Here is a 19952-nt window from a genome sequence, read left to right as displayed (position 1 = left end):
GCAAAAAGCCCACTTTGGCCTGCGCATGCAAAAAGCCACGCAGCAACTGACCAACCTCGCAACGCTGCGTTCGACGCGCCGTAGCATCGCCCGTGCCAAAACCATTCTGGCCGAAACCATCGTCAAGCAAGGAGCCAACAAATGACGGAAGCTAAAAAATCCCTCAAGCGCACCTTGATTGGCAAGGTGGTCAGCGACAAGCGCGCCAAGACCGTCACGGTTCTGGTTGAGCGTCGCGTGAAGCACGAGCTGTACGGCAAGATCGTATCGCTGTCCAGCAAGTACCACGCCCATGACGAAAAGGGCGAGTACCACACGGGCGACGTGATCGAGATCACTGAAAGCCGTCCAATCTCCAAGACCAAGAACTGGGTTGTGACCCGTCTGGTTGAAAAGGCAGCGATCGTTTAAGTCTTGCGTTTTACTCAAGGCTGACTCAGGTCACGCTCTCAAAAATGGCTCACTTTGGTGGGCCATTTTTGTTTGCGCAGTTATCGCAGGCACCTAACCTCTGCTGCTTTCGGGCATGCCCTTCGCGCCGGAGCCGTTTTCAACGCAGTGAGCACACGCTTGCTATTACCGCACTACACTGCGGGAGTTGATTTTCCAACTGATTTATTTGAGGAGCACACATGATCAAAGTAGGCGACACACTCCCGGCGACCACGCTGATGGAATTTTCCGAAGTCGAAGGCAACGGCTGCAGCATCGGCCCCAATCCGGTTGATGTGGCAAAAGCCACCGCCGGCAAGACCATTGCGCTGTTTGCACTGCCGGGTGCGTTCACGCCCACCTGCTCGGCCAAGCATGTGCCTGGTTATGTCGAGAAGTTCGCCGAGCTCAAGGCTGCGGGGGTCGACGAGATCTGGTGCCTGAGCGTGAACGACGCGTTCGTCATGGGTGCCTGGGCGCGCGACCAGAAGACCGGCGACAAGGTTCGCATGCTGGCCGACGGCAGCGCCGAATTCGCCAAGGCCACCGGCCTGACGCTGGACCTCAACGCGCGCGGCATGGGCCTGCGCAGTAACCGCTACTCGATGCTGGTCAAGGACGGCAAGGTGGTGAGCCTGAACGTTGAGGGACCGGGCAAGTTTGAGGTCAGCGATGCCGCAACGCTGCTGGCACAAGCCAAGGGTTAACGGTCTCTAACCGCTTCCATCACGAATCGGACGAAGCCGCTGCTCTTGGGAGCCGCGGCTTTTTTATGGGCGTCAGGCGTGTTACGGTGCCTTTTCTTGCGCGCACTTTGCTATTAATAGCATAGCTGCTTGCGCCCGCTGCAATTAGGCTGCAGCTTGCTTTTGTTTATAAATTGACCTTCAGGTAGTGCGCGCCGGGTATGGGATTGTGATAGTAGGGGGGGATTTCCGCAAAACCCAATTCGGCATACAAGGCGCGTGCCGACTCCATGTCGTCCAGCGTATCGAGCAGCACGCAGTGGTAGCCCGCCACGCGCGCGGCGTCCAGAATGGCCTCCGCGAGTTGGCGGCCCAGGCCGAAACGGCGGAACGCCTTTCGCACATACAGCCGTTTCATTTCACCGGCATTTGGGTAGTCGACGGAATCGAGCGCGCGCAAGGCGCAACAGCCGGCGACTTCACCGTCCACCAGCGCCAGCAGCAGCGCGCCCTCGGGCTCGTCGTACTCACCAGGTAGCTCGGCCAGCTCGGCGTCAAAATTCTGAAAGCACAGGTCGATACCCAGCTGCTCCGCGTACTCGCGGAAGATCAGCCGTGTGGCAGCGAGCTGCTCTGGCGTATCGGGTGTGATGAACTGGATGGAGGGGCGTTGCACGGAGGAGGGGCGGGGCAGCGGCAAAAAGTCGATAACCAGTTTACCGTGATTCCCCGCCGCGCCAAGCCAGCCGCTTTTGCGCCCGGCTCAGCCGCCGAGCGCCGGGTGCGTCAGAATGCAGGCGCCGCCAGTGTCGACACCCAGTACGCCACACCACCGCAGATCGCGAGGATCAATGCAGCCGCGATGCGGGAGACCGCATCATCCCGCGACGATGGGGCCGCCACCACCAGTTCCTTGTCGCCGTGCAGCATGGCGCCCACCAGGTTGTGCTTGCGGGTCAGGTAGTAAATGATGGCGGCGATGTGCAGCACCACCAGCGCAAGCAACGCCCATTTGCCGATGTTCTTGTGGTAGTTGGTCGTCAGGCTGACGGTGGCATTGGAGACAAACCGGGTCAACGGGCCGGCAAAGGCAATTTCGTCGTCGCTGAGCAGGCCTGTGCCGACCTGGGCGACCAGAAAGCCCAGCATCGCAAACACCGAACCGGCGCCTATCGGGCTGTGGCCAACGCCATGCTCGGGCTTGCCTTTTCCCTTGAGGTAATTGATGACGCTTTGCGGAGCATAAACAAAGGCCCCAAAGCGAGACCAGCGGCCACCCACCAACCCCCAGACGATGCGAAACAGCAGCAAGGCGAGTACCGTGTAGCCGAAGCGGAAGTGCCAGACCATGGCGTTTCCGCCGACGGTGCCTGTGATGGCCAGGCCGATCACGCAAGCCACCAACGCCCAGTGGAAAAACCGTGTCGGCAGATCCCAGACGCGCACCTTGTGCAAATTCTTGTTGGTGTACATGCTCACTCCTCGTTCATGTGGTTTGTTCTTGCCAGGCATTGTGCGCGGCCGTCCCGCTCAGCTCTTGGTGCTTTCCCGTAGCGCATAAGTTCCTGCGGAACTTATCAGGTCTGGCTAAACTCAGCCATATGGCAACAGGCAAAGCAGGTTGCCATTGCCCCATCTTAAGAAAAACCTACGAGGATCCCCCATGAAAGTTTTTGCCTGTATCACTGCGGCCGCCACCTTGATGGCCATGGCTGCTCCTGCTTCGGCGCAATTTGCCAAGCCTGAAGACGCCATCAAATACCGCCAGAGCGCGCTGTTTGTGATGGGCCAGCACTTCGGTCGCCTCGGCGCCATGGCCAACGGCCGTGTCCCCTTTGACGCCAAAGTCGCAGCAGAAAACGCCGACATCGTGGCGGACATGGCCAAGCTCCCGTGGGCCGGCTTTGCGCCAGGCACCGACAAAGGCGGCAATACCAAGGCCAAGCCTGAAATCTGGACCGAACAGGCCAAGTTCAAGGAAGGCCACGAAAAGCTGGTCGCTGAGACCGCCAAGCTGGCCGCAGCTGCCAAAACCGGCAACCTGGACAACCTGAAGACCGCATTCACGGCCACCGCCGGCAGCTGCAAGGCTTGCCACGACTCCTTCAGAAATCAGTAACACCCCCGTCCAGGCTCACTGCGTGTAGCCTGTTCCCCCCTCAAGGGGGCGGCGCCTGTGGCCCGGCAAAGCCGGTTCCACGGCTGCCCGCTAGTGAATAAATTCCCCGCTGGTTGTGCTCACTGAATTCTTCAACCCAGCATGAGCCGCGGAACCGGCTTTGCCGGGCCGCAGGGCGGGCGGCCCCCGCGGGGGGCAGGGAGTTACGCGAAGCGAACGACCGTGGGGGTCAACCTTCTGCCAGCAGCTTCTCAATCAACTGATGCAGCGCCGCAAAATCCGGTTCGCCCACGTACTGTTTGACGATCTCGCCGCGCTTGTTCACGAGGTAGGTGGTCGGGGTGAGTTGCACGTCGCCCCATGCTTTGGCCACTGCGCCGGTGTTGTCGATCGCGACCTTGAAAGGCAGTTGGCGGGTCTGGGCGTAGTTGACGACGTAGCTGGGCGGGTCATAGCTCATGGCCACGGCCAGCGTGTCGTAACCCTGGGCCTGGTATTTGTTATAGGTCGAGATGACCTTGGGCATTTCTGCAACGCAGGTGACGCAGCTGGTGGCCCAGAAGTTGACCAGGGTGACCTTGCCTTTCAGGTCGGCTGTTGTTTTCTTGCTGCCGTCCAGCAGCACAAAGGTCGACTCCGGCGCTACCTGCGCGCCGCCACACCCAGACAGGCCAACAAGGGCCGCCAAAGCCAAAATGCCGGCCAGTACCGTGCGGCATACTGTCAGGCTAGGTGTTAATTTCATCGGAAGGACCTCATCATGCAACGTCGCAATTTTAACCAGGCTGGCGTCAGCGCGTTGGGCGCACTGATATGGGCCACCTACCACCAGGCCTACGCGCTCTCGCTCGGAGACCTGTCTGGCATCAGCAATACCGACGCCAGCGCCGGCCTGAAAACCGCCCTCGAAAAAGGGGCCGTTGCCGCCGTCGCCCTGCTGGGCAAGACTGATGGATTCCTCGGCAACCCAAAAGTTCGCATTCCTTTGCCCGGATACCTTGAAGATGCGTCGAAATTGCTAAGAAACTTCGGCCAGGGCAAGCGCATCGATGAATTGGTGACCTCCATCAACCGCGCTGCCGAGGCCGCTGTGCCCATGGGCCGTGATTTGCTGGTCAGCGCGGTGCGCACCATGAACGTGAACGATGCCAAGAACATCCTGACGGGGGGCGAGACATCGGTCACCAGCTTCTTTGCCGAGAAAACCCGCGCTCCACTGGGCGTGAAATTCCTGCCCGTGGTGACCAAGGCGACTGAAAAGGTCGGCCTGGCGAACAAATACAACGACTTCGCCGGCAAGGCCGCCGGCTTTGGCCTGGTCAAGAAAGAAGACGCCAACATCCAGCAATACGTTACCGGTAAATCGCTGGACGGCCTGTACTTGATCATTGGCGAGGAAGAAAAGAAAATCCGCCAGGATCCCGTCGGCACGGGCAGTGCCATCCTCAAAAAGGTATTTGGTTCCATGAAGTAGCGTAGCCGGCCAATATTTTGATGATATTGGCCTGCAGCCCAAGAAGAATGAGCGCCAGCAGCTATGAAAATGTGAGCAGTGGCTGCTCATGTGGCAGCAATAGGCTGCCATGCAGGAGTGGACATGCCCCGTTGGCGCGCCTGCGCTGGTCAAGCATTTGCTTACATGAGCTTGGCAAATATGACCACGCGGGAAATGCCTTAACAGCTTCGTCGATAAACGTGATCTGATCAGGTTTGAAGCCAGCGAAAAGGACCATCATGCGTTGCACCGGTGCAGCTTGCGATCTGATAGAAGCGCCGCATGAACATGCCGTGCCGCCCCAACCATGACCCAGCTGTTGAACCGCCGCATTCTGCTGATAGACGACATGCCGTCTATCCACGAGGACTTTCGCAAAATCCTGGCCGACAGACCCGCAGCGTCCGCGCTGGATGATGCCGAAGCTGTGTTGTTCGACGAGCACGCGACCGTTTTTTCGCAAGGCTTTGAGCTGGATTCTGCTTTTCAGGGGCGCGAAGGCGTGGCCAAGGTCAAGGCGTCCATTGAGGCTGAGCAGCCCTATGCCATGGCGTTTGTCGACATGCGCATGCCGCCCGGCTGGGACGGCGTGGAAACCATCGAGCGGCTGTGGCGCGTTGATCCGCAGATGCAGATTGTCATCTGCACGGCCTACGCTGACCACCCCTGGGAAGAAGTGCTGGCGCGGCTGGAAGTAGCGGACCGCCTGCTGATTCTCAAAAAACCGTTCGACATGATCGAGGTCAGCCAGCTGGCCAGAACGCTGACAGCCAAGTGGGCGCTGGCGCGCCAATCTGCGGCGCAAGTGGACAGCCTGGAAGCGACGGTGCTGGACCTTAAAACCACCGAGGCGGCGTTGCGCCAGTCCAACCGCGAACTTGAAGCGTTCTCATATTCCATCGCGCACGACCTGCGTTCTCCATTGAATTCGATCGACGGCTTCAGCCACCTGCTGCAAAAGGCGGTCGGGGGTGATGCGGCGGAGCGCTCAAGGCATTACCTGAGCCGGATACGCGAGGGGGTACGCCAAATGGGCGAACTCACGGACGGCCTGCTTTCGCTGGCGCAGGTGTCCCGTGCCCCCCTGAAAATCGAGACAGTCGACCTTGCGGCGCTTGCCGAGCGCGCGCGGCATGACTGCCAGAAACGCGACACCGCGCGGCACGTGACCATGCACGTTGAACCCGACCTCACCGCCGTGGGCGACCCCTTACTGCTGCGCCAGGTCATGGACAACCTGATCGCCAACGCCTGGAAATTCACGGCACATGCCGCGACGCCCGAAATATGGGTGGGAAAGCTGCAGCCCGCCGATGAAAGCACGGTGTACTTTGTGCGCGACAACGGCGTCGGCTTTGACATGAACTATGCGGACAAACTGTTCGGCACCTTCCAGCGCCTACATGCGCCCGGTGAATACGCCGGCCTTGGGATAGGGCTCGCGGTCTCACAGCGAATCATTGCCCGCCACGCGGGCCGCATCTGGGCCGAAGGCGCTGTGGGCCAGGGCGCCACCTTCTTTTTCACGATACCGTCGCCATCGCGGCAAGGCCCACCCGGCGCGGGCCACAGCGAGGCACCGCATCCCAGGAGCGCTTCATGACCTCGCTGAACAACCAGCGCATCTTGGTGATAGACGACATGCCGTCCATCCATGAAGACTTTCGCAAGATCCTGGCTCCCCGGCCGGTCGCATCCGATCTGGACGATGCCGAAGCGCTGTTGTTTGGCGACGCTGCACCCGTGTCCCAAAGCGAATACGAACTGGACTTCGCCTTTCAGGGGCGCGACGGTGTGGCCATGGTCGAAGCCTCCCTCACCGCCGGCCGGCCCTACGCCATGGCGTTTGTCGACATGCGCATGCCGCCGGGCTGGGACGGCGTCGAAACTGTCGAACAGCTCTGGCGCATTGACCCCCGCGTGCAGATCGTCATCTGCACGGCCTACTCTGACCACGCATGGGAGGACGTGCTGGCACGGCTGGACGCGCGCGACCGCCTGCTGATCCTCAAGAAGCCCTTCGACATGATTGAAGTCAGCCAGCTGGCGCGAATGCTGACCGCCAAGTGGCAACTGGCCGAACAAGCCGCCGCGCAGGTCAGCAGCCTGGCAGATGCGGTGGAGGAGCGCACCCGCGAACTGCATGGCAGCGAGTCGCAGCTGCGCCAGATCACCGACAGCGTTCCGGCGTTGATCGCCTATATCGACGCCGAACAGCGCTTTCAGTTTCACAACCTGGCCTATGAGGAGGTTTTGGGCCTGAAGCACGACCAGATTGATGGCAAGACCATGCGCGAGATCATGGGCGAAGAACTCCACGAAAAAGAACGCGGCAAGATTGAAGAGGCTTTGGCTGGCTACGCAGTGCAATACGACCGGACACAGGAAAATTCTGAAGGCCAGCCGCGCGATTACGTCATGCAGTACTTCCCGCGCTATGGCGAAATGGAACACGAGGGTACGGTCGTCGGATTTTTCTCGCTGGGCACCGACGTGACGGAACTCAAGCGCGTGGACCGCATGAAGAGCGAATTTGTCTCTACTGTCAGCCATGAATTGCGGACCCCGCTGACCTCCATTCGCGGCTCGCTCGGCCTGATCGCCGGCGGCGTCGCCGGAGAGCTGCCGGCCATGGCAAAAAATCTGGTCGGCATTGCCACCAACAATTGCGAACGCCTCATCAGGCTCATCAACGACATCCTGGACAGCGAAAAAATCGAGTCCGGGAAAATGCGCTTCGAGCTCCAGCCCATGGAGCTCAAGCCTCTGCTGGCGCAAGCCCTCACAGCCAATGACGGCTTTGCCGGCCAGCACAACGTCAAGCTGGTTCTTGATGCGCCGGCAAACCCCGTGCTGGCCAGCGTCGACAGCGACAGGCTGGCGCAGGTTGTTACCAACCTGCTGTCCAATGCCGTGAAGTTCGCGCCGGCCGGATCCAGCGTGCAAGTCAGGCTGTGGTGCAAGAACGGCAGGGTCCGGGTGGAGGTGGCCGACAGCGGACCCGGCATTCCGGAAGCGTTCCGAAAACGCATTTTCCAGAAGTTCTCGCAGGCCGACACATCGGACACCCGAAAAATGGGTGGCACAGGCCTGGGCCTGAACATTTCGCGCGCCATCGTGGAGCGGATGGGCGGCCAAATTGGGTTCACGACGGAAACCGGCGTCGGAACCGTTTTCTTCTTTGAACTGCCCGAGGCCGTGCCGGCACCGATTGAAACCGGAATCAGGTCCGGCGGTTCGACCAGACCGCTCATCCTGGTCTGCGAAGACGATCCGGATATCGCCCGCCTGATCAACCTGATGCTTGACAAAGGTGGCTTTGATTCGGACATGGTGCACAGTGCAGAGCAGGCGCTGGAGCAAGTCATGCTGATGCCCTACGCGGCAATGACGGTCGATCTGAACCTGCCCGACCAGGACGGCATCAGCCTGATCCGTGCGCTGCGCCGTGAAGAGGCGACAAAAAACTTGCCGATCGTGGTGGTTTCAGCCAATGCCGAGCAAGGCGAACTCGAGTTCAATACCCAGCCGCTGGCGGTTTCAACCTGGCTGGAAAAGCCCATCGACGAGAACCTGCTGATCCTCAGTTTGCACCGTGCCATCGGCAACATGGCTGAAGGCAGGCCACGCATTTTGCACGTTGAGGACGACCTCGATATCCAGCGCATTGCCGCTGCCATTGCCCAGGATTTCGCCACCTTTGAGTTTGCCAGCACGCTGCGAGAGGCACGAGACCAGCTGGCGCGCCGCCGTTACGACCTGGTGCTGCTCGACCTGACACTGAAAGACGGCTCGGGCTGGGGATTGCTGGACACCATCGAAGCGCTGGACATCGTGCCGCCGGTTGTGGTGTTTTCTGCGCACGATGTGGAGCCGAAGGAAAGCCAGCGTGCAGAAGCGGTGCTGGTAAAAGCGCACACGTCCAACGAGGAGCTGATCCGGACCTTGCAGCGCGTGCTGGATGAAAGCCTGTGGGGGACGGTACATCCACCGCTGAGTGCCTAACTCACCCCCGTCCAGGCTCACTGCGTGTAGCCTGTTCCCCCCTTCCAGGGGGCGGCGCCTGGGGCCGGCGAAGCCGGACCCGCGGCCCCTGCTGGTGCAGACTGTCCACCGCCACATAAGGCGATGCGGAGCGAGCCGATCAAAGGCCAGCATGAGCCGCGGGACTGGCTTCGCCAGACCGCAGGCGGGCGGCCCCCTCGGGGGGGCAGCGACCCACACGCAGTGGGGGAGCGTGGGGGCTCTACTCCAGCGTGGGGGCCTTATTTCTTTTGACTGGCGCGGTAGACCTGCATCACCGTCGCGAAGTCACGATCAAAGTTGATGGGCAGGAAGGTGTCGTTGCCGGGCAGCTGCTTTTTCAGTGTGGGTGAGAAGCTGTAGCTGAACGAGCATTTCTTCACGCGTGCCTGCAGTTCTGGCGAAACGTCCTTGCTCATGGTCCAGGTTTCCGTCATGAAGGGCGGGCTTTCCCAGATCGTGCGGATGCTCGAGCCCTTGATGTCGCCCTTGACGACCATGCGCTGGTACAAATCGCTGGCCACAGCTGCGGCCGGATAAAAACCATGCATCACGCCCGTGACGGAGCGCTCGTGGCCGTTGGAGAACACGACTTCGTAGTCCTTGTCCGGCGTCAGGCCCAGGGCCGGGAACAGCGCGCGCGGCGCCAGGTTGCCCGAGTTGGAGGTGGGTGTGGTGTGCGCAATTTTCTTGCCGATCAGGTCTTTGGGCTCCTTGTAGGGGCTGTCGATGCGAGTGACCAAAATCAGCTTGTAGGAGTTGCGCACGCCGGTGGCTTTGTTGCCGGGCACGGCGAAGGGGGCGGCTTGCCCCGCAGTCACCATTTGGGCGGCCAGGCCAGGGTTAACCTGTCCGATTTGTGCCTTGCCGGATGAAAGGGCGTCGACCAGGTCCTTTTCGCTCAGGATGTCGACGTTGCTGGTGCGCTCCAGTGAGTCACCCTGCGCGTTTTGCAGTTCCACATTGGCGCAGCGTGACAGGTGGGTGAAGTAGTCGCCCCACAAAGCCATGGTCTCGGTTTTGCCATAAGTCTTGGGCATCGCTACCACCAGCTTCTCGCGCGGGCCGGAATACTTTTCGGGTGCAGGGGTGGCGGCTGATGCCTTTGCCTTGCGCGCAGGACGAGCGTCGTCGGTCTGGCCTGTAGCGGAACCCAGGGCACACACGGCACCTGCCAATACTGCCACATGGCGTAAATTGAATTTCATGTTGGTCACCCTCATTGAATAAAAACGGATTCGCAGTAACACCTGTGAAGCCCCATGCCGCACAAACTTCACACTGCACGTTCAGTTTGCATGAAGATGTAATGAAATTCACTTTTTGTTACAATACGGAGGACGCCCGCGTGACATATGCGGGGATAACCCGACTTCTATTTGTTGTTTTCGCGCTGAAATTGCCTGCACCAGCAAGGTTGCGCAGGCCCCTAGCGGCATTGACGCCGCTACGCTGCAGTACCACTTTTGTTATAGCTGCCGTGTGTGCGAAGCGTCTATCTTCCCCAGCAGCCATTGCAGACCCGCCAGGTGTTGCTGGTCGTGGCTACACAAATAGTGCACCAGGCTGCGCAGCGTGAGGGCGCCGTAGCCTTCAAACTCCGCAGTGCGGTCCAATTGCTGCGGCGTGATGCCCGACAGCATCGTCATCGTCTGGATGCGCGCTGCGCGGAAGGCCGCAAACACTTCCCGCGCGTTTGCCGCCGCATAGTCGCGCTCCCTCGCCAGCACGTAGCCGTCCAGCGACTCCAGCACCGGATTGGTTTCTGCCAACGTGCGCCGAAACCGGAGGTGATAGCCGTCAATCTCAATGTCCCTGACGTGGCAGATCTGGCCGATGGCGGTGAAGGTCTCGCTGGGAATGCCCTCCCAGGACGGCGGCGCCCAGTTCCGGTGGCTTTCAGGGATGGCGTCGTAGAACTGCTCAAGCTGGTTCGGGAAATCCGCCATCGCCTGCAGCGTGGCGGAGTGCAGCGGCCTTAGGCTGCTCATGGGTTGTGCGATGCCGAAGGCCAGAGCAGGGCCTGCGCCACGATCACGTTTTCGCCATTGAAGGTCGCCGCCGGCGATCCGTAAAGCGCGTATCCCAACGCCAGCGCCTCGCTGACCCGCCGGCAAAAGCTTGCGTCATCAGGCCCGGTGAGAAGCCGATAGATGGGCAGCCCATCGGGAGGTGTGGTGGCAGGTGATGTCATGGCGGCAAGCGGCGAATGAACGGAGGGCGATATTACCGTGTCCGCTCATGCGCTGCAGGCCGCCCTGGCTCAGGCCTTTGCCATTCCGGGCAATGCGATCACGCGGCCTGGCGCCGGCATGCCGGTAAACGCAAAGTCCACCTCCGGCACGCGTCCACTCACGATGTCCGCGATCGCCGCACCCGAGCCGCAGGCGTGCGTCCAGCCCAGCGTGCCGTGGCCGGTGTTGAGGAAAACATTGGAGGCCTTGCTCTTGCCAATGTAGGGCACGTTGCTGGGCGTCGCCGGGCGCAGGCCCGTCCAGAACTGCGCGCCTTCGCCGTCCGTCATGTTGGGGAAGAGCTGCTTCACGCGGCGCACGATGGCGTTGCAGCGCACCAGGTTCAGGTCGGTGTTGTAGCCATTGAGCTCGGCCGTGCCGGCAATGCGCAGGCGGTTGCCAAAGCGCGAGAAAACCAGCTTGTATTCGTCGTGGGTCAGGCTCACCTGATAAGAGGCTGCTTCGTTGATGACAGGCAGCGTGACCGAGTAACCCTTGGCCGGGTAGATGCGCAGGCTTTGCCCCAGCACCTTGGCCCACTGTGCGCTGAAGGCGCCCAGGCACATCACGTACGCGTCGGCCTTCTGCATCTCGACTTTGCCGCCGGCCTCGCCGCTGCCCATCACCACTTGCACGCCGTTCAGCTGCCCGTGCGCGGCGTCCAGGCCCAGCACAGTCGTGTTGTACAAAAACTTCACGCCCGCCTGTTCGCAGCGCGCAGCCAGCGCGGCGGTAAATGCCTGCGCATCGCCCGACTCGTCGCTCGGCGTCATGCTGCCGCCCACGATGCTGCTGCGGCACTGCGCCAGCGCGGGTTCAATCGCCACGCATTCGTCGGCGGTCTTCATGTCGAGCTCGCAGCCGTGCTCACGCATGATGCGCGCCGGCTCCTGCGCCGCGTCGTATTCAGCCTGGCTGGTGTAGAAGTGCAGGATGCCCTTGGTCTGCGCGTTGTACAGCAGGCCCAGTTCCGCGCGCAGTTTTTGCAGCGCGCCGCGGCTGTACATGCCCAGGCTCACGATCTGCTTGATGTTTTGCGCGGTGCGCCCCGGCGTGCAATTGCGCAAAAAATCCAGCCCCCACAGCCACTGGTTCACATCGGCACGAAGCCTGAAGAGCAGCGGCGCATCTTCACGCGCCAGCCACTGCAGCACCTTGAGCGGCGCGCCGGGGTTGGCCCAGGGCTCCGCGTGGCTCACCGATATTTGCCCGCCGTTGGCAAAGCTGGTTTCCATCGCGGCCGCGCCGCGCCGCTCGACCACCGTGACTTCATGACCCCGCTGCGCCAAATACCAGGCCGTCGTGATACCCGTGACACCAGCCCCCAAAACCATGACTTTCATGGCGAATCCTTATTGACAGCTTTTTTTCAAGCAGAACATTGCAGTAGCGCAAGTGCGTTGCCTTGGGGGTGCTTGAATCAAAAAAGAAACGTGGCAACCGCCAAGCCATCACATGCTTGCGGCCGCTTCCACTGTCCTTGGTACCTGAGAGATTCAGCCGCTGCTTCTATGGACAAGCATCGGCTTTGCTCCTTCGGTGCGCTGCACATTGCGTGCGGCGTCTCTCCAGACGGCTGTGTGTTTCCGGGCAGTACGGGACCTGAGCGATTATGGAAGTTTGCGCCTTCGGTGGCTGCCTCGAGGGCAGCGCTCTCCTGCTTGAACGGTTTTGAATTTACCACCAAAGCCTGTTTTGCCAAGCCTCGATTGCGGCTTCAGTACAGGTCCAGCGACGCGATTCAGATGCTTAATAGTAGGTAGTAAGGGCGTGGGATGGTGGCTCAGCCTTCGCAGGCCGCTTTCACAAACGCGGTTTTGCCATCGGTATAGGCCTCGCGGTCATTCGGGTGCTTCGCCGCCAACTCCGCCTTGAGCGCGGCATAGCGCACCGCCAGCGCCGGGTCCGAGCGCAGGGCGTCGCGAAAGCGCAAGCGCTGCGCCCACACCGCGCCGCCGTGCACCACCAGGTGCAAGTGATGCGTGCGCCGCCCCTCCGCCCAGCGCATCAACCATTTGCGGTCCGTCAGCGAGGCGTTGAATTCAGCAGAGCCGGTGTAGCCGTTGGCGCACAGCGGCGCCAAAAGCGCTTCTGCCGCCACCATCGATTCGACACCGGCCAGCAGGTCAATCACCGGTTTGGCAAGCAGCCCGGGCACCGCAGTGCTTCCGATGTGCTGGATGTCAATGAAGCTGCCCGGAAAGCATGACAGGAGCCGATCCCGCTCGGTGGTGAACAACGCCGGCCAGCGGCCGTCGTAGGGCTGAAGCACCACCGCCTCATGAATGGCCGCTGCAAGCGAATTCTGGTCAGTCATGTGATGAACAGAGGTAAGCCTCGGACATTGATAAAAAGTGCCTTCAGGCCAATAAGGACGAGCGCAAGCAGCTATTAAAAGTGTAGCAATTGGGGGTTGCATTGGCAGCAGGCCGGCGTGTCTGCGCGGGCTATTTGAGCGCCACCATTGCCTGGCGCGCGGCGGCCAGCCGCTCTTCCAGGTACGCGCCGTAAAAGTCGGTAGATGACAAGCCGACCAGCCGCTCCGCCAGGTCTTGCCCGGCCGGGCCGAGAAACAGCACGGTAGGCGTGAAGCCGGCTTTCCATGCGGCAACCTGCGCGGCGGCTGTCGTCGCCTGGCCGTCGAAGCCGATCAGCGGCGTCGTACGGTCGCTGATGTTGAGTTGCCACGCCTGCAGGCCGCCGTCACGCTGTGCCGGCAACAGGTAGTTGCGCCGCACCAGCTCGCAGAAAGGGCAGCCGGGCAGGCTGATGAGCAGCACCAACGGCTCTTGCTTGGCCGCGGCGATAAGCGCTGCCGCCGGCAAAGAGGCCGGCACAGGCAGGGCCGTGTCTTTTGCCATCGCCAGTTGGGGCAGGGCCACACCCAGACCCGCTGCCAGCGCTGCCGTGAACTGGCGGCGACCCAGCGGCATCATTCGGCGCTTTCCAGCAAAATTTTCGCGAGCGCGGCGGGCTCACTGATCATCGGGTCGTGGCCGGTTGCGATCTCGACCACACGCGAGTTCGGCAGCCACGCGCCATCCCAGAATTTCGGGTCCATCACGCGCAGCCGGCTGGGGGCTATGGTCGCCAGCGCAGGGTCAGTGCAGTTGACAAAGGTGCGCGGCACAGCAGCCACGCGCTTCACATCAAACTGCAGCGGCGCCTGGTAGGTGTTGCCGGGGTGCGGCGTCTGCCGGCGCTTCACCCATTCACGGTCGGCGTCATGCAGGCCAAACACTTCAGGGTCAGGCGGCGGAAAACTGAAGTTGGGCGAAGCCTGCGCCGCCGCCATGCGCTGCTGCTGCGTGGCGCTGGCTTGCGTGCTGCTCCAGCTCTCGCCGGGCTTGGGCACCACGGCATCCACATACACCAGGTGCTTGAGGCGATCGCCCATGCGGTCTGCCACCGCGGTGCCAATCATCCCGGCGTAGGAATGCACGGCCAACGTCACCTCGTGCAGCTCTTCCGCCTCGATCAGGTTGATCACGTCGTTGATGTGCGTGTCGAGGTTGATAGTGGGCGAAAGCAGGTGGCCCCGCTCGCCCAGGCCCGTCAGCGTCGGTGTGTACACCTTGTGGTGGTCCAGCTGCAGCGCCTGCGCCACACGCCGCCAGCACCAGCCACCGTGCCACGCGCCATGTACCAATACAAAATTGTGTTTCATCAAGTCACCCGTTTTGTTGCTTGCACTGTTTACTTGTATTGCTGCGTCAAATGATCTTGCCGCCCTTGAGTTCAGACAACCTGGCGTCCGAATAGTTCAGCACGCCGCGCAGCACTTCTTCGGTGTGCTGGCCCAAGAGGGGCGGCGGCAAGTCGGTGCGCACCGGCGTGGCGCTCAGGCGTATCGGGCTGGACACCAGCTTCAAATTATTCTTCACCGGATGCTGCCACTCGGTCACCATCTTGCGCGCCTCAATCTGCGGGTCGGCAAACACCTCGGCCAGGCTGTTGATCGCGCCGCACGGCACCTTGGCCGCTTCAAGTGCCGCCAGCCAGTCGGCTTTGGTACGCGTCTTCATCACGGCTTCAAGGATAGGCACCAGCTGGCCGCGGTTCTGCACCCGGTTGCGGTTGGTGGCAAACAGCGGGTTGGTCGCCAGTTCCGGAATGTTGGCCACCGCGCAGAATTTCGCATACTGCGAGTCATTGCCCACCGCCAGAATCAAGTGGTCCCGCGCCGCAGCAGCGGTGCCTTCCAGATTTGTGCCATCAGCCGCCGGCGCCACTTCAAACACCTGATACGGCACGATGTTCTGGTGCGCATTGCCCGCCCGGCCCGGCGCCTTGCCACTCACCAGATAGTTCGCGCCCAGGTTGGCCAGCATGGCAACTTGCGTATCCAGAAGCGCCATATCCACCTGCTGGCCCTCGCCGGTTTTTTCAGCATGGCGCAGCGCAGCAAGAATCGCCACCGTCGCATACATGCCCGTCATCAAATCAGCCACCGCCACACCCACCTTCTGCGGCCCGCCCCCCAGGTCGTCCCGCTCCCCCGTCACACTCATCAGCCCGCCCATGCCCTGGATCGCATAGTCATACCCCGCCCGGTCGGCATAAGGCCCCGTCTGCCCAAAGCCCGTGACCGAGCAATAAACGATGCGCGGTTTGATGGCCTTGAGCGAGGCATAGTCCAGCCCATAGCGCGCCATGTCACCCACCTTGAAGTTCTCCACAAACACATCGCAATGCGCGACGAGCTCGCGAATCAGGGCCTGGCCCGCAGGCTGAGCGATGTCGCAAGTCACGGAGCGCTTGTTGCGGTTGGTGCCCAGGTAGTAAGCCGCCTCAGTGTCCGCACCCTGCGCATCCTTCAAAAACGGCGGGCCCCAGGTGCGCGTGTCATCGCCTGTGCCGGGCCGTTCAATCTTGATGACATCGGCACCCAGGTCGGCCAGGGTCTGAGTACACCAAGGGCCCGCGAGTACGCGGGAGAGGTCGAGGATGCGGATGCCGGATAGGGAGTTCATGGGGGCATTTTGCCTTTAGCGTTGGATCAAGCTAAGGGGAGGGCAACGAAGACCTCGTCACCCCGCTGCGAATCGAACGAAGGTCGGGTAAACAAGTAGCTTGGGACCACCAAAAAGGACTGAAAGCTCCTCCGATTGGAGGTGGGCAAGATGGAGGGGAAGCCTAGAATTTGCTGACAAGTTTTCGAGCCTGATGACTTCACATTGGCGGATATTGCCCCAATTCAAATCCGAATTCTCGGAATGCATTACAGGATCTACTTGCTCAACAGAGATCAAAAAGGAGAAGTTAATGAAAAAGATACTTTTTTCAGTTGCGCTCGCGCTTTCGTTTGGTGGTGCGTTGGGACAACCTGATTCATGCGAAAGGCTTATGGCGTTTGACACGACCGTTGTCCAGAACAACATCGCAGCCAGATACTCCGTGTTGTCGCTGATAAACCAGCAGAACTATGAATCAGTTAAGCAAAGCGGGTCGGCCGCGGTGCCAGGCTACTTTGACGGAAGCTATGACGAGTTTCGGCAGAAGCGGAGCCAGCTCGAGTCACTGTTTGCGGCGTCTGGGGGGTTCTCTGTGGAACAAGGGTTTTATCGCCACGCGCTCTCCCCAGCGGGTGCTCAAGCCTATGCAGAGTGTGTTGCACGCCAGGGGAACAAGCCAATCGCGGCCTGGATAGCAAATAAGGATTCTGAAAGTGTCCTCGCCGTTACTGTAAAGAGCGGTGTCACTGGCAACGCGATGGTGGTCTTTACAGTCGATGGGACGGCAAAGCCCATGAACCCGCCAGTCCCGCTCTCAGCAGGCTCGAGTCAAACACTGTTGTTTGCCCGCGACCCCAGCAAGGCATTTCTTGTGGTTGTCAACGCGACCAACCAGGCAACACAAGCAACCGATTCCGCTTTTGTTGAATTGCCAAGAATCCGTAACTTTCAGATTGCATCCGAGGAGCAAACAGTCAAAACAGTCGTCATGTGTGCGGCAGGCTGCCAGGGCAATACCGCGGGCTGCCGTATTGTGGAATCTGGCAAGGTCGTTGCTCCTAGCGGCTACAACTTAGAGCGCAACACTTTGCGTGAGGAGAGCCGCAGAACCAGATTCGGTCCAGGGAGCAAAAACCTGGACATCAAGTGGGTCGACGCTTTCCGCCCCGATGGGTCCCTTCAGACCATTGAAGGACAAGTTCAGTCCTGCGAAGGCAACAGCCCGCACACTCAGGGTGCGACCGAGATAACCTTTCAGGCTCAAGCTATTCGCAGGTTTGTTCGGGAAGTCACAAATAAATGACAACTGAGGAAGCGATCGGGCTCAATAAGACTCTCGTCGGCCGACAAAGCCCTGACGACCGCATCGCGCAACAGCAAGTCTGGTAAGGCCAAAATTTGGCATGATGAAGAAAGTCATTCCCGCATCAAGCCCTGAAGCTTATGCGGTCGCGCTGTCCGGCTGGCAGCGTGCCAAGGTCGAGCAGTTGCGGGCAGCTGTCCTGGGCAGTGCCCCGCTGGACGAAGTCATCAAGTGGGGCCACCTGGTCTATGTGTCGAATGGACCGGTGCTGCTCATCCGCGCTGAAGAAACCGCTTGCTTTTCGGCTTCTGGCGAGGGCAATGTCTTCGAGAAATCGATCCACTGCTAAAACCCGGTGGCAAGTACGAAATGGCGACGAGAGAGTTTAATGAGGGTGATGAAGTCGCCGTAGCCTTATCGCGTCGTCTCGCGAAAGAGGCGGTACGGCTCAACAAAACGCTCGGCGACCCGACAAAGTTCTAGTTTTTCTCGACTTCTGGTGCTCTAGCCTCTAGACACAAAAATCACTCCTATGAATCCACTTGAACTTCGCCTTGCGACTAAATTCTTATCCATGGCCCTTGAAAGGCCATGTCCTGAACTCATCTCGCGATCCAGTGAGGCTGCCGCGAAGGTCCGGTGTTTCGCCATCTATGTGGATAGAAAAGATGGCGGCCCCTATCTGATCGTTCGGAGTTTGAGCGCAGGAGTCTTAAGCTGTTCGGAGTGGACGGGCACGCGGTTCGACAGGCCCATGGAGGCTCCGCTGAGTGGTGTCGCTTCGCGGGATATCTCAATTACGCACTTCTATGGCTACAACGACGTTCAGTACAAGGGAGTTTTCAACTTCGCCTTGGGCATGACTTTCAAATTGCCCTATCTGAAAATTCAAGTTGTCCGTGCAATTGAGTCGACCAACCAATACTTCTTTAATAAAAAGAAGCTTCTAACGAAGCAGCGCATTGATCTACTTCGCTTCATGGTTCAGCGCCAGCTTAATGGTCAACTCTCCGTCAGTCTCGTTGACCTTATGACTGGTCTTTATTCACTTAAATGGATTCGTCACCCTGATCGAGACCCGCAGAAGAAACTTCTCAAGTTCTACTTGGACTCATTGGTAGACATCGGAGAATTGAAGTACGTTGAGCACCGGTACCAACTTACCGGTGAGGCTTTAAAGGCCCTTGAGGTCTACGAAGAGCAGGAGCGAAAACATACTGAGAATGTCAAGATACAGCGAGGAATCTTTTGGCTCACTGCAGCGATCGTTTTGTTCACGGCCGCGCAGGCCGGTCTCTATAAGCTACCGACACTCGTGGATCTGAGTGGGGCCCCAGTTCCGCAGCAAGCCGCGGTTCGCGACTCAGTATGAGGGTAGTTGTCAATAAGTCTTGCACGGCAAAAACTTCCCCGATAACACCACATTCACCCGGTCCCCTTTGGGATCCGGCTGCCGCACGATGTCCATGCTGAAGTCAATCGCACTCATGATGCCGTCGCCGAACTCTTCGTGGATGAGTTCTGTGATGGTGGTGCCGTAGACGCTCACGATTTCGCCCCCAAGGTAGATCAGCGTAGCGGTGGTAAAGGATGCGAGTAGTGAGCCAACCCACCGAAAAGTCATATTGACGCATGTGCAACGTAGCCGCTGGCCTCGCGAAGGTGTCAGACGTAGCGCCTATTGCCTAAAACCTGCAGGCTGCCAGTCCCACAATCAAACTGCTTCAGCTTAAACCAACAAGGAATCAATCATGCGCAATTTTTCTGGCAAAGCTCCTACCTTCGTCGTATGGGTGATTTCTCTGGTTCTGTTTATTGTTGCGCTGCTCGCGCAGTTTGGTGTGGTCCGCCTGGGCGCACCCATTGCGACCTGGTCGTGGATTATTGGTTTTGGGCTGCTGCTGATTGCGTGTCGGGTTAAGGGGCTCTAGGGCCCCTGCGAGGGACGCCAGGGTGCCAGGCGACACCCCGGGTCATGACGATCAATACGTCTTGTACGGCAAAAACTTCCCAGACAACACGACATTGACACGATCCCCCTTGGGATCAGGCTGTCGCACGATGTCCATCGAAAAATCAATCGCGCTCATGATCCCGTCGCCGAATTCTTCGTGGATCAGTTCCTTGATCGTGGTGCCGTACACGCTGACGATTTCGTACCAGCGGTAGATCAGCGGGTCGGTGGGCACGGGTGTGGCGAGGGACCCTTTGTAGGGTACGACCTGCAGCCACTTCTGCTCTTCAGCATTCAGCCCAAAAATCTTGCCGATGACTTTGGCCTGTTTGGCGTCGAAGGTCATCTGGCCGAGGCAGCCGGCGGTCGTCCATTCTTTGCTGAGGCCGACTTTTTTGGCGACGGATTCCCAGGTGATGCCTTTGCTGACTTTGACGGTGATGATTTTTTCGGTGATGTCGTTGCGGTTCATGGTCTCTTTGCTCCTGTGTTTGAAATGGTTTGGGTGAAGGTGAAAGCGTGAAAAATGAAGGTGCGGCGGTCAATGCGCCTTGGCGCGCGTGACGAGGAAGTCGACGATGTGGTTGCGCAGGTCGTAGTAGCCGGGCAGGTGGTGCAGGCCGGCGCGCGTGCGTTCGCGGGGCAGCGGGTTGATGACTTCCTCGGCGATGCGGCCTGGCGCGTAGACGCCGTCGTTGTCGGTGCCGTTGCTCATCAAGAGGATGCGGTCGGCCAGCAAAATCGCTTCGTC

At 59.9% G+C, this 19952-nt stretch carries 23 protein-coding genes, 2 pseudogenes and 1 riboswitch; of the genes and pseudogenes, 11 read left to right on the top strand and 14 right to left on the bottom strand.

What is annotated here, in order from left to right:
- The 3 genes from rpmC to ABI546_RS15860 form a co-directional block, all read left to right on the top strand.
- A partial coding sequence (gene rpmC / locus ABI546_RS15870) for a 50S ribosomal protein L29 (RefSeq protein ID WP_348047973.1) occupies positions 1-145 on the top strand: 145 nt, incomplete at its 5' end.
- Positions 142-411, top strand: a complete 270-nt coding sequence (gene rpsQ / locus ABI546_RS15865) for a 30S ribosomal protein S17 (protein ID WP_007866526.1) — start codon at positions 142-144, stop codon at positions 409-411. The genes rpmC and rpsQ, both read left to right, overlap by 4 nt.
- Positions 412-632: 221 nt before the next feature.
- On the top strand, positions 633-1139 hold the full coding sequence (locus ABI546_RS15860) for a peroxiredoxin (RefSeq protein ID WP_348047971.1): 507 nt from the start codon (positions 633-635) through the stop codon (positions 1137-1139).
- Positions 1140-1305: 166 nt separating this feature from the next.
- Here ABI546_RS15860 and ABI546_RS15855 read toward each other — a convergent pair whose 3' ends face one another.
- A complete protein-coding gene (locus ABI546_RS15855) occupies positions 1306-1794 on the bottom strand; it encodes a GNAT family N-acetyltransferase (protein WP_348047969.1) in 489 nt (162 codons plus the stop codon).
- Positions 1795-1904: 110 nt separating this feature from the next.
- Positions 1905-2591 (bottom strand): cytochrome b/b6 domain-containing protein, encoded by a 687-nt coding sequence (locus tag ABI546_RS15850; protein ID WP_348047967.1) that lies wholly within the window; start codon positions 2589-2591, stop codon positions 1905-1907.
- Positions 2592-2781: 190 nt separating this feature from the next.
- On the opposite strand from ABI546_RS15850, the gene ABI546_RS15845 reads away from it, so the two are divergent.
- On the top strand, positions 2782-3237 hold the full coding sequence (locus tag ABI546_RS15845) for a cytochrome c (RefSeq protein WP_348047965.1): 456 nt from the start codon (positions 2782-2784) through the stop codon (positions 3235-3237).
- A 229-nt stretch (positions 3238-3466) separates the two neighbouring features.
- Here ABI546_RS15845 and ABI546_RS15840 read toward each other — a convergent pair whose 3' ends face one another.
- Positions 3467-3982: a TlpA disulfide reductase family protein gene (locus ABI546_RS15840; RefSeq protein ID WP_348047963.1), complete on the bottom strand. Its 516-nt coding sequence runs from the start codon at positions 3980-3982 to the stop codon at positions 3467-3469.
- Between the two features lie 15 nt (positions 3983-3997).
- Between ABI546_RS15840 and ABI546_RS15835 the strand changes: the two genes are divergently transcribed.
- From ABI546_RS15835 to ABI546_RS15825, 3 genes are all read left to right on the top strand, one after another.
- Positions 3998-4711, top strand: a complete 714-nt coding sequence (locus ABI546_RS15835) for a DUF4197 domain-containing protein (protein ID WP_348047961.1) — start codon at positions 3998-4000, stop codon at positions 4709-4711.
- A 328-nt stretch (positions 4712-5039) separates the two neighbouring features.
- A complete protein-coding gene (locus ABI546_RS15830; RefSeq protein ID WP_348047959.1) occupies positions 5040-6335 on the top strand; it encodes an ATP-binding protein in 1296 nt (431 codons plus the stop codon).
- Entirely contained in the window at positions 6332-8737 is a 2406-nt protein-coding gene (locus ABI546_RS15825) for a response regulator (protein WP_348047957.1), read from the top strand. The genes ABI546_RS15830 and ABI546_RS15825 overlap by 4 nt, the downstream gene beginning before the upstream one ends.
- Positions 8738-8997: 260 nt before the next feature.
- Here the strand turns inward: ABI546_RS15825 and phnD are convergent, their stop codons facing one another.
- From phnD to ABI546_RS15785, 8 genes are all read right to left on the bottom strand, one after another.
- A complete protein-coding gene (gene phnD / locus ABI546_RS15820; protein WP_348047955.1) occupies positions 8998-9963 on the bottom strand; it encodes a phosphate/phosphite/phosphonate ABC transporter substrate-binding protein in 966 nt (321 codons plus the stop codon).
- Between the two features lie 261 nt (positions 9964-10224).
- A complete protein-coding gene (locus tag ABI546_RS15815; protein WP_348047953.1) occupies positions 10225-10746 on the bottom strand; it encodes a DinB family protein in 522 nt (173 codons plus the stop codon).
- Entirely contained in the window at positions 10743-10949 is a 207-nt protein-coding gene (locus ABI546_RS15810) for a DUF1737 domain-containing protein (RefSeq protein ID WP_348047951.1), read from the bottom strand. The genes ABI546_RS15815 and ABI546_RS15810 overlap by 4 nt, the downstream gene beginning before the upstream one ends.
- Before the next feature lie 69 nt (positions 10950-11018).
- Positions 11019-12332, bottom strand: a complete 1314-nt coding sequence (locus ABI546_RS15805) for a D-amino acid dehydrogenase (protein WP_348047950.1) — start codon at positions 12330-12332, stop codon at positions 11019-11021.
- A gap of 238 nt (positions 12333-12570) precedes the next feature.
- Positions 12571-12659: riboswitch (glycine riboswitch) on the bottom strand.
- 113 nt (positions 12660-12772) lie between these two features.
- Positions 12773-13306: a GrpB family protein gene (locus ABI546_RS15800; protein ID WP_348047949.1), complete on the bottom strand. Its 534-nt coding sequence runs from the start codon at positions 13304-13306 to the stop codon at positions 12773-12775.
- 130 nt (positions 13307-13436) lie between these two features.
- Positions 13437-13925, bottom strand: a complete 489-nt coding sequence (locus tag ABI546_RS15795) for a hypothetical protein (RefSeq protein ID WP_348047948.1) — start codon at positions 13923-13925, stop codon at positions 13437-13439.
- Positions 13922-14656, bottom strand: a complete 735-nt coding sequence (locus ABI546_RS15790; RefSeq protein ID WP_348047947.1) for an alpha/beta hydrolase family protein — start codon at positions 14654-14656, stop codon at positions 13922-13924. The genes ABI546_RS15795 and ABI546_RS15790 overlap by 4 nt, the downstream gene beginning before the upstream one ends.
- Positions 14657-14702: 46 nt before the next feature.
- A complete protein-coding gene (locus ABI546_RS15785) occupies positions 14703-15962 on the bottom strand; it encodes a CaiB/BaiF CoA-transferase family protein (protein WP_348047945.1) in 1260 nt (419 codons plus the stop codon).
- Between the two features lie 292 nt (positions 15963-16254).
- Between ABI546_RS15785 and ABI546_RS15780 the strand changes: the two genes are divergently transcribed.
- The 3 genes from ABI546_RS15780 (at position 16255) to ABI546_RS15770 (ending at position 18619) form a co-directional block, all read left to right on the top strand.
- Complete coding sequence (locus ABI546_RS15780) at positions 16255-17247, top strand: hypothetical protein (RefSeq protein ID WP_348047943.1); 993 nt, start codon at positions 16255-16257, stop codon at positions 17245-17247.
- 100 nt (positions 17248-17347) lie between these two features.
- The gene (locus ABI546_RS15775) at positions 17348-17596 is read left to right on the top strand and encodes a hypothetical protein (RefSeq protein ID WP_348047942.1); all 249 of its coding nucleotides are present in this window, start codon (positions 17348-17350) and stop codon (positions 17594-17596) included.
- A 183-nt stretch (positions 17597-17779) separates the two neighbouring features.
- Positions 17780-18619, top strand: coding sequence for a hypothetical protein (locus tag ABI546_RS15770; RefSeq protein ID WP_348047941.1), 840 nt, complete (start codon positions 17780-17782; stop codon positions 18617-18619).
- A 9-nt stretch (positions 18620-18628) separates the two neighbouring features.
- Here ABI546_RS15770 and ABI546_RS15765 read toward each other — a convergent pair.
- A pseudogene (locus ABI546_RS15765) lies at positions 18629-18859 on the bottom strand (cyanate hydratase); the annotation flags it as partial.
- 139 nt (positions 18860-18998) lie between these two features.
- On the opposite strand from ABI546_RS15765, the gene ABI546_RS15760 reads away from it, so the two are divergent.
- Entirely contained in the window at positions 18999-19178 is a 180-nt protein-coding gene (locus ABI546_RS15760) for a hypothetical protein (protein WP_341913624.1), read from the top strand.
- A 51-nt stretch (positions 19179-19229) separates the two neighbouring features.
- Here ABI546_RS15760 and cynS read toward each other — a convergent pair whose 3' ends face one another.
- Together cynS and ABI546_RS15750 are read right to left on the bottom strand one after the other, a co-directional pair.
- Positions 19230-19673, bottom strand: a complete 444-nt coding sequence (cynS, locus tag ABI546_RS15755) for a cyanase (protein WP_348047940.1) — start codon at positions 19671-19673, stop codon at positions 19230-19232.
- A gap of 69 nt (positions 19674-19742) precedes the next feature.
- Positions 19743-19952, bottom strand: a pseudogene (locus ABI546_RS15750) (ABC transporter ATP-binding protein); the annotation flags it as partial.

Origin of the sequence: Polaromonas sp., from assembly GCF_039932935.1 — a bacterium.
Classification (GTDB): Bacteria; Pseudomonadota; Gammaproteobacteria; order Burkholderiales; family Burkholderiaceae_C; genus Polaromonas.
Note: the sequence above shows the minus strand (reverse complement) of the source record. Positions and strands in the feature narration are given on the sequence as shown.